The 17,068-nt window shown below is 66.2% G+C and carries 9 protein-coding genes; 3 read left to right on the forward strand and 6 right to left on the reverse strand.

All coding sequences use genetic code 11. The annotated features are described in order from the left end of the window. Positions 1 to 5 precede the first annotated feature (5 nt). The 3 genes from metH to AC5P56_RS07140 are packed head-to-tail and all read right to left on the reverse strand — an operon-like array spanning position 6 to position 4,782. Positions 6 to 2,690, reverse strand: coding sequence for a methionine synthase (metH, locus tag AC5P56_RS07130; RefSeq protein ID WP_014647682.1), 2,685 nt, complete (start codon positions 2,688 to 2,690; stop codon positions 6 to 8). Between the two features lie 57 nt (positions 2,691 to 2,747). Next, a complete protein-coding gene (locus AC5P56_RS07135) occupies positions 2,748 to 3,839 on the reverse strand; it encodes a homocysteine S-methyltransferase family protein (protein ID WP_262224719.1) in 1,092 nt (363 codons plus the stop codon). Between the two features lie 13 nt (positions 3,840 to 3,852). Next, positions 3,853 to 4,782, reverse strand: a complete 930-nt coding sequence (locus AC5P56_RS07140; RefSeq protein ID WP_014037755.1) for an ArsR/SmtB family transcription factor — start codon at positions 4,780 to 4,782, stop codon at positions 3,853 to 3,855. A gap of 153 nt (positions 4,783 to 4,935) precedes the next feature. Here AC5P56_RS07140 and AC5P56_RS07145 point away from each other — a divergent pair, with 153 nt between their 5' ends. After that, the gene (locus AC5P56_RS07145) at positions 4,936 to 6,084 is read left to right on the forward strand and encodes an acyl-CoA dehydrogenase family protein (protein ID WP_014647680.1); all 1,149 of its coding nucleotides are present in this window, start codon (positions 4,936 to 4,938) and stop codon (positions 6,082 to 6,084) included. A gap of 130 nt (positions 6,085 to 6,214) precedes the next feature. Next, on the forward strand, positions 6,215 to 6,502 hold the full coding sequence (locus tag AC5P56_RS07150) for a hypothetical protein (protein ID WP_046431564.1): 288 nt from the start codon (positions 6,215 to 6,217) through the stop codon (positions 6,500 to 6,502). Positions 6,503 to 6,653: 151 nt separating this feature from the next. Here AC5P56_RS07150 and AC5P56_RS07155 read toward each other — a convergent pair whose 3' ends face one another. From AC5P56_RS07155 to AC5P56_RS07165, 3 genes are read right to left on the reverse strand one after another with little or no spacing between them, the layout of a single operon-like run. Then, positions 6,654 to 9,827 (reverse strand): multidrug efflux RND transporter permease subunit, encoded by a 3,174-nt coding sequence (locus AC5P56_RS07155; protein WP_046431562.1) that lies wholly within the window; start codon positions 9,825 to 9,827, stop codon positions 6,654 to 6,656. Positions 9,828 to 9,842: 15 nt separating this feature from the next. Then, on the reverse strand, positions 9,843 to 11,111 hold the full coding sequence (locus AC5P56_RS07160; RefSeq protein ID WP_197606701.1) for an efflux RND transporter periplasmic adaptor subunit: 1,269 nt from the start codon (positions 11,109 to 11,111) through the stop codon (positions 9,843 to 9,845). Beyond that, entirely contained in the window at positions 11,111 to 11,767 is a 657-nt protein-coding gene (locus AC5P56_RS07165) for a TetR/AcrR family transcriptional regulator (protein WP_046431559.1), read from the reverse strand. Before AC5P56_RS07165 ends, AC5P56_RS07160 begins: the two co-directional genes overlap by 1 nt. 250 nt (positions 11,768 to 12,017) lie before the next feature. Here AC5P56_RS07165 and AC5P56_RS07170 point away from each other — a divergent pair, with 250 nt between their 5' ends. Continuing rightward, complete coding sequence (locus tag AC5P56_RS07170; protein WP_046431556.1) at positions 12,018 to 16,994, forward strand: NAD-glutamate dehydrogenase; 4,977 nt, start codon at positions 12,018 to 12,020, stop codon at positions 16,992 to 16,994. Positions 16,995 to 17,068 lie beyond the last annotated feature (74 nt).

Below are 17,068 nucleotides of genomic sequence, written 5' to 3' on the forward strand. Positions count from 1 at the left end.
TTGTGTCATTCGGGGTCGTAGTCGAGGTTGGAGGCCAGCCAGCGTTCGGCCTGGGCACGGTCCACGCCCTTGCGGCGGGCGTAGTCGCTGACCTGTTCGCGGCTGAGCCGGCCGACCACGAAGTACTGGCTCTGCGGATGGCTGAAGTAGTAGCCCGAGACAGCGGCCGTGGGCAGCATCGCGAAGCTCTCGGTCAATTCCATGCCGGCGTTTGCTTCGGCCTGCAGCAGGTCGAACAGGCGCCGTTTCTCGCTGTGTTCCGGGCAGGCCGGATAGCCAGGCGCCGGCCGGATGCCGCGATACTGCTCGTCGATCAGGGCGTCGTTGTCCAGCGCCTCGGCGCGCTCATGGCCCCAGAATTCGGTACGCACGCGCTGGTGCAGGCGCTCGGCCAGCGCCTCGGCGAGGCGGTCGGCCAGTGCCTTCAGCAGGATCGCGTTGTAGTCGTCATGCTCGGCCTCGAAGCGCGCGACGTGCGCGTCGATGCCGATACCGGCAGTGACTGCGAACGCGCCGATCCAGTCCTGCTTGCCACTGTCGAGGGGCGCGATGAAATCGGCCAGGCAGAAGTCCGGGCGCTCGGCCGGCTTGTCTACCTGCTGGCGCAGGAAGTGCAGGGTGGTTTCGCCCTGCGGGTGCTGCACGCGGACGTCGTCGCCGATGCTGTTGGCCGGCCACAGGCCGAACACGGCCTTGGCCGTCAGCCACTTCTCGCCGACGATGCGCTCGAGCATCGCGCGCGCATCGCGGTACAGCTCGCTGGCCTGGGTGCCGACGATCTCGTCGGTGAGGATGGCCGGGAACTTGCCGGCCAGCTCCCAGGCCTGGAAGAACGGTGTCCAGTCGATGTAGTCGACCAGTTCGTCCAGCGGGTAGTCATCGAACACGTGCAGGCCGGGTTGTTCCGGTGCCGGTGGCGTGTAGCTGTCCCAGCCGCCCTGGAATTTCTGCGCGCGCGCATGTTCCAGCGTCACCAGGCGCTTGGCGTCGCCACGGTTGCGGTGGCGGGCGCGGATCTCGGCATAGTCGGCCTCGTTGGCCGCGACGAAGGCTTCGCGCAGGTCGCGTGAGATCAGCGACTGGGCCACGCCCACCGCGCGCGAGGCGTCCTTCACCCACACCGTAGGCGCTTTGTAGTGCGGGTCGATCTTCAGCGCGGTGTGCGCGCGCGAGGTGGTGGCGCCGCCGATCAGCAGCGGCAGGTCGAAGCCCTGGCGCTCCATCTCGCGGGCGACGTGGCTCATCTCCTCCAGCGACGGGGTGATCAGTCCGGACAGGCCGACCAGGTCGGCGTTGTGCTCGCGGGCGGCATCGAGGATCTTCTGCGCCGGCACCATCACGCCCAGGTCGACCACCTCGAAGTTGTTGCAGGCCAGGACCACGCCGACGATGTTCTTGCCGATGTCATGCACATCGCCCTTCACCGTGGCCATGATGATCTTGCCATTGCTCTTGGCGGTATCACCGCTGCGTGCCTTCTCCGCCTCGATGTACGGCAGCAGGTAGGCCACCGCCTTCTTCATCACGCGTGCGGATTTCACCACCTGCGGCAGGAACATCTTGCCGGCACCGAACAGGTCGCCCACGATGTTCATGCCGTCCATCAGCGGGCCCTCGATCACGTCCAGCGGGCGGCTGGAGGCCTGCCGGGCCAGCTCGGTGTCTTCCTCGACAAAGGCATCCAGGCCGTGCACCAGCGCATGTGCCAGGCGCTGCGCCACCGGCTTCCCGCGCCAGGCCAGGTCCTCGGTCTTCGCCGCGCCCTTGCTGCCCTTGTAGCGCTCGGCGATCTCCAGCAGGCGCTCGGTGGCATCGCTGCGGCGGTTGAGGATCACGTCCTCGACGCGCTCGCGCAGCTCAGGCTCCAGCTCGTCGTAGATCGGCATGGCGCCGGCGTTGACGATGCCCATGTCCATGCCGGCGGCGATGGCGTGGTAGAGGAACACCGAGTGGATGGCCTGGCGCACCGTTTCGTTGCCGCGGAACGAGAACGAGACGTTGGAGACGCCGCCGGAGACGTGGCAGTGCGGCAGGGTCTGCTTGATGATGCGGGTGGCTTCGATGAAGTCCACCGCATAGTTGTCGTGCTCTTCGATGCCGGTGGCGACGGCGAAGATGTTCGGGTCGAAGATGATGTCCTGCGGCGGAAAGCCGATCTCGTCGACCAGGATGCGGTAGGCGCGGGTGCAGATCTCGACCTTGCGCGCGCAGGTATCGGCCTGCCCGCTTTCATCGAAGGCCATGACCACCGCGGCGGCGCCATAGCGCAGGACCTTGCGCGCGTGTTCGCGGAACAGCGCCTCGCCTTCCTTCAGCGAGATCGAATTGACCACGCTCTTGCCCTGCAGGCACTTCAGCCCGGCCTCGATCACGCTCCACTTGGAGGAGTCGACCATGACCGGGATGCGGGCGATGTCCGGCTCGGACATGATCAGGTTGAGGTAGCGGGTCATCGCCGCTTCCGAATCGATCAGGCCCTCGTCCATGTTGACGTCGAGGATCTGCGCGCCGCTGGCGACCTGCTGGCGGGCCACGTCCACCGCTTCTTCGTAGCGGCCTTCCTTGATGAGCTTGCGGAACTGCGCACTGCCGGTGACGTTGGTGCGTTCGCCGACGTTGATGAACAGCAGGTCCGGAGTGATGACCAGGGGTTCCAGGCCGGACAGGCGGGTAGGGCGGACAGGCGTCATGGCAGGCGTCGGCTCAACAGCAGGAGGGCGGGAAGTGCGGAACGGTGGCGGCGACATTCATGCGGCCTGCTCCTGGACACCGGGCAGGCCGCGCGGCGGCAGCCCGGCCACGGCGCGGGCGATCGCACGGATGTGGTCGGGGGTGGAGCCGCAGCAGCCGCCGACCAGGTTCAACAGGCCATCCTCGGCGAAGCCGCGCAGGGTGGTGGCCATCTCTTCAGGCGTTTCGTCGTACTCGCCGAAGGCGTTGGGCAGGCCCGCGTTGGGATGTGCGCTGACGTAACAGTCGGCGACCTGCGAGAGGGTTTCCACGTGCGGGCGCATCGCCTCGGCGCCCAGCGCGCAGTTCAAGCCGATCGACAGCGGGCGCGCATGCGCCAGTGACGCATGGAAGGCCTCGGCGGTCTGCCCGGACAGGGTGCGCCCGGAGGCGTCGGTGATGGTGCCGGAGATCATCACCGGCAGGCGTGCACCACGCGCGTCGAAGGCCTCCTCCAGCGCATACAGCGCGGCCTTGGCATTGAGCGTGTCGAAGATGGTCTCGACCATGAGGGTGTCGGCGCCGCCATCGATCAGGCCCTCGATGGCTTCGCGATAGGTGTCGCGCAACTCGTCGAAGCTGGTGTTGCGGAAGCCCGGATCGTTGACGTCGGGACTGATCGAAGCGGTGCGGCTGGTGGGACCGATCACCCCGATCACGAAGCGCGGCTTGCCCGGCGTGGCCGCAGCCACCGCATCGCAGCAGGCGCGTGCAACGGCGGCGCCGGCCTTGTTCAGCTCGTACACCAGGTGTTCGAGGTGGTAGTCGGCCTGGCTGACCGAAGTGGCGTTGAAGGTGTTGGTCTCGACCAGATCCGCCCCGGCATCCAGGTATGCGGTATGGATGTCGGCGATGACCTGCGGCCGGGTCAGCAGCAGCAGGTCGTTGTTGCCCTTCAGGTCATGGCCTTCAGGCGTGCCGTGGTCGCAGCCGGGACCGTGCGCATGGTCATAGCCACCGGCGAATCGCTCGCCGCGGTAGTCGTCTTCCTGCAGGCCATGGCGCTGGATCATCGTGCCCATCGCGCCGTCGATGATCAGGATCCGCTCGCGCAGGGCGTCGAGCAGGGCGTTGGCACGATCAGGATGCAACCAGGGCAGGGCGGGCATGGTGGTCTCGGGCTCAGGGCTTGTTGGCGATCAGCGAAATCACTTCGAAGTGGGGCGGACGCTTCTCGCGGGTGACCGTTTCCAGGCTGGACACCTGCAGGCCGGCCTTGTCGACGAACTTGCGCAGCTCCTTGTCGCTGAAGCCGAGGTTGACGTGACCATAGGCCTCCACCGCTGCCTTGTGCTCGTGACGGGCCAGGCTGCACAACAGCAGGCGGCCGCCCGGGCGCAGCACGCGTGCGGCTTCGGTTACGGCCTGCGCCGGCTTGCTGGCGTAGGTCAGCGCGTGCATCAGCACCACCAGGTCGAAGCTGCCGTCCTTGAACGGCAGGGCATGCATGTCACCCTCGCGGACTTCCACATTGGGCAGCCGGCGCAGGCGCTCGCTGGCAGCGGCGACCACGCGCGCGCTGGTATCGATGCAGATGTAGCGCTTGGCGTGGGGGGCGACCAGTTCGGCCAGCACGCCGTCACCGGAGGCGATGTCCAGCACGTCGCCGGTCTCCAGCAACGGCAAGGCGGTGCGCGCCAGCGCCTCCCAGGTACGGCCCGGAGAGTAGTGGCGCTCCATGTCGCCGGCCACGCTGTCGGCCCAGTTCTGGTCAGAGGCGCGATGGGCCAGCACTGCAGCCACGCGCTCGGCATCCTGGCGCAGCAACGGGTCGTCGCTTCCGTTGCTCAAGGCATGCCACAATGCACGCTGCGCCGGGTCCAGCTGGGCTTCGTCGAAACGGTAGTAGGCCGACACGCCGGCACGGCGGTCGCGGACCAGGCCGGCTTCCTTCAGGCGCGCCAGGTGGGTGGACACGCGCGGCTGCGCCAGCCGGGTGATTGCCGACAGTTCGGCCACGGTCAGCTCCTCCTGCTCCAGCAGCGCCAGCAGGCGCACGCGGGTGGCATCGGCGAACACCTTCAGGCGGGTCGACCAGTCTTCCAGATCCATAAATATCTACCTATCGCGATATAGAGATATATTCGCCGAGAAGGCCTGCCGCGGTCAAGTCGCCAGCGTACGGAAACAGCCGGCCCCCGGTACAATCGGAGCACCTGGGCGCGCCGTATGCGGCCCATAACTTCATGTACCCGGGAGGGTGTTGTGGATTTCAGCTTTACCGAAGAGCAGTTGATGCTGCAGGACGTGGCGCGGCGCATCGCGCAGGAAAAGATCGCCCCCAGCGCGGAGCACCATGACCGCACCGGCGAGTTCCCGCTGGACAACATCCGCCTGCTGGGCGAGAACGGCCTGATGGGCATCGAAGTGCCGACCGAGTACGGCGGTGCGGGCATGGACCCGGTTGCGTACGTGCTGGCGATGGTGGAGGTCGCCGCCGCCGACGCCGCTCACTCGACCATCATGTCGGTCAACAACTCGCTGTTCTGCAACGGCATCCTCACCCACGGTACCGAGCAGCAGAAGCAGACCTACGTGCGTGCCATCGCCGAAGGCACCGCCATCGGCGCGTTCGCGCTGACCGAGCCGCAGTCCGGTTCCGATGCCACTGCCATGCGCTGCCGCGCGGTGAAACAGGCCGACGGCACTTTCGTCATCAATGGCAAGAAGAGCTGGATCACCTCCGGCCCGGTGGCCAAGTACATCGTGCTGTTCGCGATGAGCGAGCCGGACAAGGGCGCGCGCGGCATCACCGCCTTCATCATCGATACCGACAAGGCCGGTTTCGGTCGTGGCAAGACCGAGCCCAAGCTGGGCATCCGCGCCTCGGCCACCTGCGAGATCGAGTTCAACGATTACGTGGCCCAGGCCGAGGACGTTCTGGGCCAGGAAGGCGAGGGCTTCAAGATCGCCATGAGCGTGCTCGATGCCGGCCGCATCGGTATCGCCTCGCAGGCCATCGGCATCGCCCGTGCCGCCTATGAAGCGACCCTGGAGTACGTGAAGGAGCGCAAGGCCTTCGGTGCCGCCATCGGCACCTTCCAGATGACCCAGGCCAAGATTGCCGACATGAAGTGCAAGCTGGATGCAGCGCTGCTGCTGACGTTGCGCGCGGCTTGGGTGAAGGGCCAGGGCAAGCGCTTCAGCAACGAAGCCGCCATCGCCAAGCTCACCGCCTCGGAAGCGGCGATGTGGATCACCCACCAGGCGGTGCAGATCCACGGCGGCATGGGGTACTCGAAGGAGATGCCGCTGGAGCGTTACTTCCGTGATGCCAAGATCACCGAGATCTATGAAGGCACCTCGGAAATCCAGCGCCTGGTGATCGCCCGCAACGAAACCGGGCTGCGCTGAGACGCAACGGCCGCGCCGCTGCAAGGGCGGCGCGGCCGGTCGATCCGCGCCACGCGTGGATGCGCTGTGCTCTTGGCCGAACGATGCCGGATCTGTTCCAATGCAGGCCGTTTCCATACGGTCTGCACAGATGATCTATCGTGGTTGGGGAATCCTGACACTGATCACGCCGATCGCAGCGATCCTGCTGCTGGCGTATTTCTTCCCGCACGCAGGCCCCAAGGGCAACACCCCACTCTCGCAGGTGTTGCTGGGTGCCAGCATTGGCGCGGCGGTGAACGTGCTGCTGGGCCTGTGGCTCAACCGGGCACCCCGGCAGAAGGGCGAAGTGGCGCCCCATCATTTCTTTTTCGTGCCGATGCAGTGGGCTGCACTGGTAATCGTGGCAGTGTGCGTGGTGGTCGCGCTGTTGCGCTGAGACGTGACTCGAACGGAGCCCACCAAGGTTGGCGGCTACCGGGCATGCCGTTGCCCTGGTAGATGCCAACCTTGGTGGGCATGAATTCAAAGGCGGCAAGAAAAAGGCCCCGGATCGCTCCGGGGCCTTTTCGTTTCAGCGCACTGCCGGATCAACGATCCGGGCGGTGTGCAGCATCCGCGTCGCGCTGGCGTTCCATGAACTCCTTGGACGGTTCATCCAGCTTGTCGCCCAGCATGCGGCGCACGACCACGAAGAACACCGGGATCATCAGCAGGCCGAGCAGGGTGGCGAACAGCATGCCGCCGATCACGCCGGTACCGATGGCGTGGCGGGAATTGGCGCCGGCGCCGGTGGAGATCGCCATCGGGATCACGCCCATGATGAACGCGAACGAGGTCATCAGGATCGGGCGGAAGCGCAGGCGGGCCGCTTCGATGGTGGCATCGCGCAGGTTCTTGCCGGCTGCGCGCTGCTCCACCGCGAACTCCACGATCAGGATCGCGTTCTTCGCGGCCAGGCCGATCACGGTGATCAGGCCGATCTTGAAGAACAGATCGTTGGGCAGGCCGCGCAGCATCGACAGGCCCAGTGCGCCCAGCACGCCCAGCGGCACCACCAGCAGCACCGCCACCGGGATCGACCAGCTTTCATACAGGGCGGCCAGGCACAGGAACACCACCACGATGGACAGCACCAGCAGCAGCGTGGCGGCATTGCCGGCCAGGATTTCCTGGTAGGACATGCCGGACCAGTCGTAGCCGAAGCCGGCCGGCAGGTCGTCGTTGACGATGCTCTCCATGGTCTGCATCGCTTCGCCCGAGCTTGTGCCCGGGGCCTGCGAGCCGACGATGTTGATCGCCGAGTAGCCGTTGTAGCGGCTCAGCGACGGCGGTGCCGACACCCATTCGGACTTGACCACCGTGTTGAGCGGGATCATCGCGTTGGTGCCATCGGCGTTCTGGGTCAGGGTGGAGGGGCTGTAGAAGCTCTTCAGCGACTCCTGGCCGGTGCGGTACGGGCCATCGGCCTGCATGGTCACGCGCTTGATGCGGCCTTCGTAGAAGAAGTCGTTGACATAGACCGGGGCCAGCATCAGCTGGATGGTGCTGTACACGTCCGACACCGACATGCCCATCGACTGCGCCTGCACGCGGTCCACGTGCAGCTGCAGCTGCGGGGCGTTCTCCAGCCCGTTCGGACGCACGCCGACCAGGGCTTCGGGCTTCTGCGCGGCCTTGCCCAGCAGGATGTTGCGCGCCTGGGTCAGCTGTTCGTAGCCGGCACCACTGCGGTCCTGCAGCCACATGTCGAAGCCGCCGAACTGGCCGAGGCCCTGCACGGTGGGCAGGTTGACCACGAAGATCTGCGCTTCCTTGATGCCGTAGAACGCGCCGTTCATGTTCTGGATGAACTCGGGCGCGGTGAACTTGCGTTCCTCCCACGGCTTCAGGCGGATGAAGCCCATGCCCACGTTCTCGCCGGAACCGACGAAGCTGAAGCCGGCCACCTGCAGCATGCCTTCATAGCCATCCTGCTTTTCCAGGATGCCACGCATCTGCGCGAACACTTCGTTGGTCTGGCCCTTGGTCGAGCCCGGCGGCAGCTGCACGATCGCCAGCGCATAGCCCTGGTCTTCTTCCGGCAGGAAGCTGCCCGGCATGCGGGTGAACAGGAAGCCGCACAGCGCGGTCAGCACCACGAACAGGATCATCCAGCGCGGCGCATGGCGCACCGCTGAGGTGATGTGGCCCACGTAGGTGTGGCTGATCTTGTCGTAGTACTTGTTGAAGGTGCGGTAGACGATGTTCGGGTTGTCGTTGTGCGTCGGCTTGAGGAAGGTCGCGCACAGCGCCGGGGTGAAGCCCAGTGCCAGGAACGCCGAGAACGCCATCGAGATGGCGATGGTCAGAGCGAACTGCTTGTAGATCTCACCGGCGGCGCCGCCCTGCAGGGCGGACGGGATGAACACCGCCGCCAGCACGACGGTGATCGCCACCACCGCGCCGGTGATCTGGGTCATCGCCTTCTGCGTGGCCGGCTTCGGCGCCAGGCCTTCCTCGCTCATGATGCGTTCGACGTTCTCGATCACCACGATCGCATCGTCGACCACGATGCCGATCGCCAGCACCATCGCGAACAGGGTCAGCTGGTTGATCGTGAAGCCGATCATCCACATGCCCAGGAAGGTACCGAGCAGGGCGACGGGGATGACCAGGGTCGGGATCAGTGTGGCGCGGAAGTTCTGCAGGAAGATCAGCATCACCAGGAACACCAGCAGGACCGCTTCAAACAGGGTCTTGACCACTTCCTGGATCGAGATCTTGACGAAGGTGGTGCTGTCGTACGGCGAGAACCAGGTCACCCCGGACGGGAAACTGGGCTGCAGCTCGTCCATCTTGGCGCGCACCGCTTCGGCCACGTTCAGGGCGTTGGCGCCCGGCAGCAGCTGGATGGCGAAGGCGCCGGTCGGCTTGCCGTTGTACTGGGTGTCGAAGCCGTAGTTGTTGGCACCGAAGGCGACGCGGGCGATGTCCTTGAGGAGCACGCGCGAGCCATCGGCGTTGGCGCGCAGGATGATGTTCTCGAATTCCTGCGGCGAGCTGAAGCGGCCTTCGGCCGAGACCGTGGCGGTGAAGTGCTGGCCTTCCGGCGACGGGTCCGAACCCAGCGCACCGGCGGCGAACTGCACGTTCTGCGCACGTACCGCGGCCAGTACCTGGCTGGCCGACAGGCCATAGCCCTGCATCTTCTCCGGGTTCAGCCAGATGTTCATGGCGTACTCGGAACCGAACTGCTGGGTGCTGCCGACGCCGGGGATACGCGAGACCTGGTCGAGCACGCGCGAGCCGACGATGTCGTTCAGGGCGTCACGGTTGATGGTCGGGGTATCGGACTGCAGCGCCACCACCATCAGGAAGCCGGCATTGGCCTTGGCCACCACCACGCCCTGCTGGGTCACTTCCGAAGGCAGTCGTGGCGTGGCCAGCGAAACCTTGTTCTGCACCTGCACCTGGGCGATGTCCGGATCGGTGCCGGTCTCGAAGGTCAGGGTGATCTGCGCGCGGCCGTTGGAGGCCGACGAGGAGCTGAAGTACAGCAGGTGATCGATACCGGTCAGCTGCTGCTCGATCACCTGGGTGACCGATTTCTCGGTGGTGTCCGCGCTGGCGCCCGGGTAGGTCGCCGAGACGGTGACCTGCGGCGGGGCGATGTTGGGATAGGACTCCACGCCCAGGTTGAGGATCGCGATCACGCCGCTGAGCGAGATCAGGATCGCAACCACCCAGGCGAAGACTGGATGTTCGATGAAAAATTTAGGCATGACGGAAGGTTCCCGTTACTGCTTGTTCGAATCGGTGGCGGCCGGCTTGGCCGCATCGGCCTGTTCCGGCTTGGCCGCGTCGGCCGGTGCCTTGCCTGCCGCCGGTGCTGCGCCCGCCGGAGCGGCGCCGCCTGCGGCAGGCTTGCCGTTGGCGTCCTGCCCCGGGGTCCACGGCTTGGCCACCGCCGGTGCACCTTCCTTGACCTTCTGCACGCCGGCCACGATCACCTTGTCACCGGCGGCCAGACCGTCGCTGACCAGCCAGTTGCCGTTCTGCGCGCCATCGGTCTTCACGTTCTTGCGCACCACCTTGCCGTCGGCACCGACCACCATCACGTAGCCGCCGGTGGTGTCACGCAGCAGCGCCTGCTGCGGCACCAGGTAGGCATTGTTGCGCTCGCCCAGGTTGGCCTGGAAGCTGACGAAGGCGCCCGGCAGCAGGATCTGCTGGGGGTTCGGCAGCAGCGCACGCAGCGACACCGCACCGGTGGCCGGGTCGACCGTGGTCGAGGAGAAGTCCAGCGTGCCCGGCTCACCATAGGTGCTGCCGTCGGCCAGCTTGACGTCGACCGTGGCCTTGCCGTCGCCGGACAGCGCCAGCGAGCCCTTGGCCTGCTGCGCGCGAAGCTGGGTCAGCTCATCCACGCTCAGCGAGAAGTTCACATACAGCGGGTCGAGCTGGTCAACGGTGGTCAGCAGGGTCACATCGCCCTGGCCGACCAGCGCGCCCTCGGTGACCTGCTGCTTGTTGGCCACGCCACTGATCGGCGCGGTCACTTCGGCGTAGCCCAGGTTGATCCGCGAAGAGGTCACTGCCGCTTCGGCCTGCTTGACGGCGGCCAGGGCGGTGCGCTCGGCCGATTCGGCGTTGTCCAGGTCGGACTTGGAGACGAACTGCTGCGGCGCCAGCGAGCGCGCGCGATCGGCGGCGACCTTGGCATTGGCGTAGGTGGCGCGGGCCGAAGCCAGCTGGGCCTCGGAGGCGTTGAGCGAGGCACGCAACGGCGCCGGGTCGATCAGGAACAGGGTCTGGCCCTGCTTGACCTGCGAACCTTCCTGGTAAACGCGCTTGAGCAGCACGCCGGGTACGCGTGCGCGGACGTCGGCGCTGCGGAACGGCGACAGGCGGCCGACCAGCTCGCGCTGCAGCGGCAGGGTCTGCGGCTTGGCGTCGATCACGCCCACCTCCGGCGGCGGGGGCGTCTGCTGTTCCGGCTTCTTGCAGGCAGCCAGCGCGACAGCAACGGCGCACGTCAAGGCAAGGGTGCGGAGTGGGGCGGTCATCAGGAGGAACTCCGGGGTTGGTTTGTAGACGGGGCCGGCGACGGCTGTGGCGCGAACGCGCGCAGGAAGCTGTCGACGGAGAACTCTGCCCAGCGCCGACGCAGGAGCGCGTCATCACGATGGGGGGTATGGAAGCGCTGTTTGTCGAAATCCTGACCGGCGATCATGCTCAGCAGCAGTTCGGCCATGAAGTGCGGGTCGTCATGCCGGAGCTGGCCTTGCATGCAAACGGTTTCAATCCATTCAGCAAGATGAAGCGTCAGCGCGCCGGCACCGTGCCGGTACAGCGTACGCGCCTCTTCGGGAAACTGGGCTGCCTCGGCTGCAATCAGCCGGCAGGCCTGTCCTACGTGCGGTTGGTTGAAATGCTCCAGGAAGTCGGTGGCGAACTGGAGAAGGCTGGCACGCAGGTCGTCACCGCGGAGTGCACGCAGCATGGCCCCGGTGGCGTGGCCGACGTGGCGCTGCATCACCCGGCGCAGCAGTTCCTGCTTGCTGCCGTAGCGCGAGTACAGGGTCTGCTTGGAGCAGCCGGCATGCTGGGCCACCGCGTCCATGCTCATCTGCATGCCCTGCTCGGCCAGCAGCCTGCGCACGGCATCGAACACGCGCTCATCGCGCGCGTCGAGGGCAACGGGGAGGTAGGCCGGGTTCACGCGGTGGACTATACCGTCCAGTTCAGGATTGTGGAATCGAATCGGCGTCGCCGCGTGTGTCTTCCGGTAACACGCTTTGCCGATCCTGTCGGCAGTGCTGAAGCAGGCGCCAGCTCCATACCGGAGCGAACTGAATAGGCGTCTAAACCGCAGCAAACCCGAATCTGCTTATTCCGTCCTGCAGCAAGGCCTTTTCGTGCGGTAGGGCTACAATTTCATTTTCCCAACTGAGCAAGCGCATCGCTCTGCCATGAAACCGCAAAAAACCGCAGCCAAGACCGTGAAAAACAAGACGAAACCAGCAGAGTCGGAGGTCGCAGTGACCGCTGGTTTCTCCCTGGAGCCGGTGTACACGGCCTTGCGCAAGCGCTACCCCGCGGCCGCACAGGCCGAAGCGGTGGCCTTCGCCACTGACTTCTACAAGCGCATGGAATCGGACGAGTTCCCGCACCACAGCGCTGAAGAGTGGGCCGCGCTCGCGGCTGAGACGCTGGAATTCGCCCGTGCCCGCAAGGCCGGCAAGGCCAACGTCCGCGTGTTCAATCCGACTGCGAAGGCCAACGGTTGGGAATCGCCGCACACCGTGCTGCAGATCGTCAACGACGACATGCCGTTCCTGGTGGATACCGTCACCATGTCGCTGGCTGAGCAGGGCGTGGGTGTCCACGTGCTGGGCCACCCGGTGCTGCGCTTCACCCGCGACAAGGCCGGCAAGCTGGTCAAGGTCGGCGAGGGCGATGCCGAGTCGGTGATGCTGCTGGAGATCGACCGCCAGCCGGCCGACGCCATGGCTGCCATCGAACAGGCCATCAACAAGGCGCTGGACGAAGTGCGTGCGATCGTGCGCGACTGGCAGCCGATGAAGGACAAGGCACTGGCGCTGGCCGACGACCTCGGCAGCCGCCAGCTGCCGGTCGACGACGCATCGCGCAAGGAAGCACAGGAGTTCCTGCGCTGGGCCGCCGACAACCACTTCACCTTCTTCGGCTACCGCGAATACCGCGTCGAGAAGCAGGGCAAGGAAGAGGTGCTGGCGCCGCTGAACGACACCGGCCTGGGCCTGATGCGCGGCAAGGACAAGTCCGCCGCCCGTCCGGTCAAGACCCTGGCCGCGCAGGGCCTGAACACCACGTCCGGTCTGAAGGATGCGCTGATCCTGACCAAGACCAATGCCCGTTCGCGCGTGCATCGCGCTGGCTACATGGATTACATCGGCGTGCTGGAATTCGACGCCAAGGGCAAGATCATCGGCGAGCAGCGCTTCCTCGGCCTGTTCACCTCCAGCGCCTACAACCGCCGCCCGTGGGAAATCCCGCTGGTGCGCCAGCGCCACGAGCACGTGATGAAGCAGTCGGGCCTGGCCCCGGCCAGTCACAGTGGCAAGGCCCTGCGCCACATCCTGGAAACCCTGCCGCGCGAAGAACTGTTCCAGTCCAGCGAGGACGAACTGTTCCGCACCGCGATGGGCGTGCTGGGCCTGCAGGAGCGCGTGCGCAGCCGCCTGTTCCTGCGCCGCGACAAGTACAGCCGTTTCATCTCCGCGCTGGTCTACCTGCCGCGTGAGCGCTTCAACACCGACGTGCGCCTGCGCATCGAAGCGATGCTGAAGGACGCGCTGCACGGCGAGTACGTCGACAGCTCGGTGGTGCTGGGCGAATCGCCGCTGGCCCAGGTGCACCTGATCGTGCGCCCGAAGCCGGGTGAGATGCTCGACGTCGATACCGCCGAACTGGAGCAGAAGCTGGCCCAGGTGCTGCGCAACTGGCAGGACGACCTGCGCGAAGCGCTGGTGGCCCGCCACGGCGAGACCGAAGGCCTGCGCATCGCCGCTCGTATCGGCAAGGCGCTGCCGGCCGGCTACATCGAAGACAACAGCACCGCGGTTGCCGCCAACGATGTCAGCCAGCTCGACGCCCTGACCGGCCCGGACGACCTGCGCCTGAGCCTGCAGGCCGTGCCGCGCGAAAGCGGTGATGGCCTGCGCCTGAAGCTGTATCGCCAGCTGGACGACATTCCGCTGTCGGACGCGCTGCCGATGATGGAAAACATGGGCCTGCGCGTGATCGCCGAGCGTCCGTACCGCCTGTCGGTCGACAACGCCCCGGTGTACGTGCAGGACTTCGAGGTCGAGTCGACCGCCGGCGCGATCGATGCCGCCAGTGTCGATGAAGCCTTCGGCGAGACCTTCGCCCGCGTCTGGCACGGCGATGCCGAGAACGACGGCTTCAACCGCTTGGTGCTGGCTGCCGGCCTGCACTGGCGCCAGGTCGCCATGCTGCGCGGCTACTGCAAGTACCTGCTGCAGACCGGCGTGCCGTTCTCCCAGGCCTACGTGGAAGGCACCTTCGCGCGCTACCCGCTGCTGGCCCGCCTGCTGGTCGAGCTGTTCGAGGCCCGCTTCGATCCGGCCACCGGCCACGAAAGCAAGGACGACATCGCCGCCGGCCAGGCCCAGCTGAAGGCCCACTTCGACGTGCTGGCTGCCGGTGACGATGCCACCCTGAAGGTGCTCAAGACCGTGGTCGACGCCCGCAAGGGTGACCGCGACGCGCAGATGCAGGCCGCGCGCGATGCGCTGCTGAAGCTGATGGACCGCGTGTCCAGCCTGGACGAGGACCGCATCCTGCGCTCGTTCATGGGCGTGATCGACGCGACCCTGCGTACCAGCTACTACCAGACCGATGCCAACGGCCAGCACGGCCATGTCATCAGCTTCAAGTTCGATTCGGCGCTGGTGCCGGACCTGCCGAAGCCGCGCCCGTACCGCGAGATCTTCGTCTACGGCCCGCGCGTGGAAGGTACCCACCTGCGCTTCGGCGCGGTCGCCCGTGGTGGCCTGCGCTGGTCGGACCGTCGCGAAGACTTCCGTACCGAAGTGCTGGGCCTGGTCAAGGCACAGATGGTCAAGAACACCGTCATCGTGCCGGTCGGCGCGAAGGGCGGCTTCTTCGCCAAGACCCCGCCGGTGAACGGCGACCGTGATGCGATCTTCGCCAACGGCGTGGCCTGCTACAAGCTGTTCATCCAGGGCCTGCTGGACATCACCGACAACATCGTCAACAACAAGATCGTGCCGCCGGTGGATGTCGTGCGCCACGACATGGACGATCCGTACCTGGTGGTGGCCGCCGACAAGGGCACTGCGACGTTCTCCGACATCGCCAACGGCCTGGCCATCGCGCACGGCTTCTGGATGGGCGATGCGTTCGCCTCCGGTGGTTCGGTCGGTTACGACCACAAGGGCATGGGCATCACCGCACGCGGTGCGTGGGAGTCGGTCAAGCGCCACTTCCGTGCGCTGGGCCGTGACAGCCAGAGCCAGGACTTCACCGCGGTCGGCGTCGGCGACATGTCCGGCGACGTGTTCGGCAACGGCATGCTGCTGTCGCGCCACATCCGCCTGGTGGCTGCGTTCGATCACCGCCACATCTTCCTGGACCCGAACCCGGACGCGGCCACCACGTTCGTCGAACGTGAGCGCCTGTTCACCGTGCCGCGTTCGAGCTGGGCGGACTACGATGCCAAGCTGATCAGCAAGGGCGGCGGCGTGTACCCGCGCAGCCTGAAGTCGATCGAGATCACCCCGCAGGTGCGTGAAGCGCTGGGCCTGGACGAGAACGTCAAGGCGCTGTCGCCGAACGAGCTGATGAGCGCGATCCTGAAGGCACCGGTCGACCTGCTGTGGAACGGCGGCATCGGTACCTACGTCAAGGCCGCCAGCGAGCAGCACAGCGATGTCGGCGACCGTGCCAACAACGCGCTGCGCGTGAACGGTGGCGAGCTGCGCTGCAAGGTGGTGGGCGAGGGCGGCAACCTGGGCATGACCCAGCTGGGCCGCATCGAAGCCGCGCAGGCCGGCGTGCTGCTCAACACCGACTTCATCGACAACTCGGCCGGTGTCGACACCTCCGACCATGAAGTCAACATCAAGATCCTGCTCAACGATGTGGTGCGGGCCAAGAAGCTGACCGTCGAGCAGCGCAACAAGCTGCTGGCCTCGATGACCGATGAAGTCGCCGAGCTGGTGCTCAACGACAACTACCGCCAGAACCAGGCGCTGAGCCTGATGGAGCGGATGGCGGTCAAGCGCCTGGGTTCCAAGCAGCACTTCATCCGTACCCTGGAACAGCAGGGCCTGCTTGATCGCCAGATCGAGTTCCTGCCGTCCGATGCCGAGCTGTCGCAGCGCAAGGCGCGCGGCCAGGGCCTGACCCGTCCGGAACTGTCGGTGCTGCTGTCCTACTCCAAGCTGGTGGCATTCGCCCAGCTGCTGGATTCGGACATCCCGGAAGATCCGTACCTGTCCAAGGAACTGCAGCGCTACTTCCCGACCCCGCTGCAGAAGAAGTATGCCGACGCAATGGAGCGTCACCGCCTGAAGCGCGAAATCATCGCCACGGCCGTGACCAACCAGACCATCAACCGCATGGGCGCCACCTTCCTGATGCGCATGCAGGAAGACACCGGCCGTTCCATCGCCGAGGTTGCCAAGGCCTACACCATCAGCCGTGAAACGCTGGATGCACGCGCGCTGTGGGCACAGATCGATGCCCTCGACGGCAAGGTGCCGGAGTCGGTGCAGATCGACGCCCTGGAAGTGATCTGGAAGCTGCAGCGCTCGTTCGTGCGCTGGCTGCTGTCGCGCCCCGGCGCGATGCCCGGCATCACCGAAGCGGTCAACCGCTACCAGGGCCCGTTCAACGACATCCGCGTTGCCTCGGGTGTGCTGCCGGATTCGCAGCGTCCGACCTACGAAGCCCTGGTGGCCGAGTGGAAGGAAAAGGGCCTGCCGTCCGCGCTGGCGCAGCAGCTGGCCGAACTGCACTTCCTGGAGCCGGCGTTCGACATCATCGAACTGGCCCGTACCCGCAAGCTGAAGCCGGTGGACGTGTCCAAGGTCCACTTCCGCCTGGGCGATGCCCTGCAGCTGCCGTGGCTGTTCGAGCAGGTCGATGCGCTGGAGGTCAATGGCCGTTGGCACGCGGTGGCACGTGGCGTGCTGCGTGACGAGCTGGCCGCCAACCACCGCAATCTGGCGGGCCAGGTGCTGGGTACCAAGGGCAGCAGTGCCGAAGCAAAGGTGGCGGCCTGGATGGGTCGCGACGACAGCAGCCTGCGCTTCACCCTGGCGATGCTGGCCGAACTGGCCGAGCAGAAGACCCTGGACTACCCGACCGTTTCGGTCGCGGTGCAGCGCCTGGGTCAGCTGGCCGCGCATGGTGCGTAAGCGCATTCGCGCTGACGCCCCACGGTTTGCCCTGCAAACCGTGGGCCCCATGCCAACCATGCTCCCAGCCCCCC

This window comes from Stenotrophomonas sp. YJH_SMC_131 (assembly GCF_059367975.1).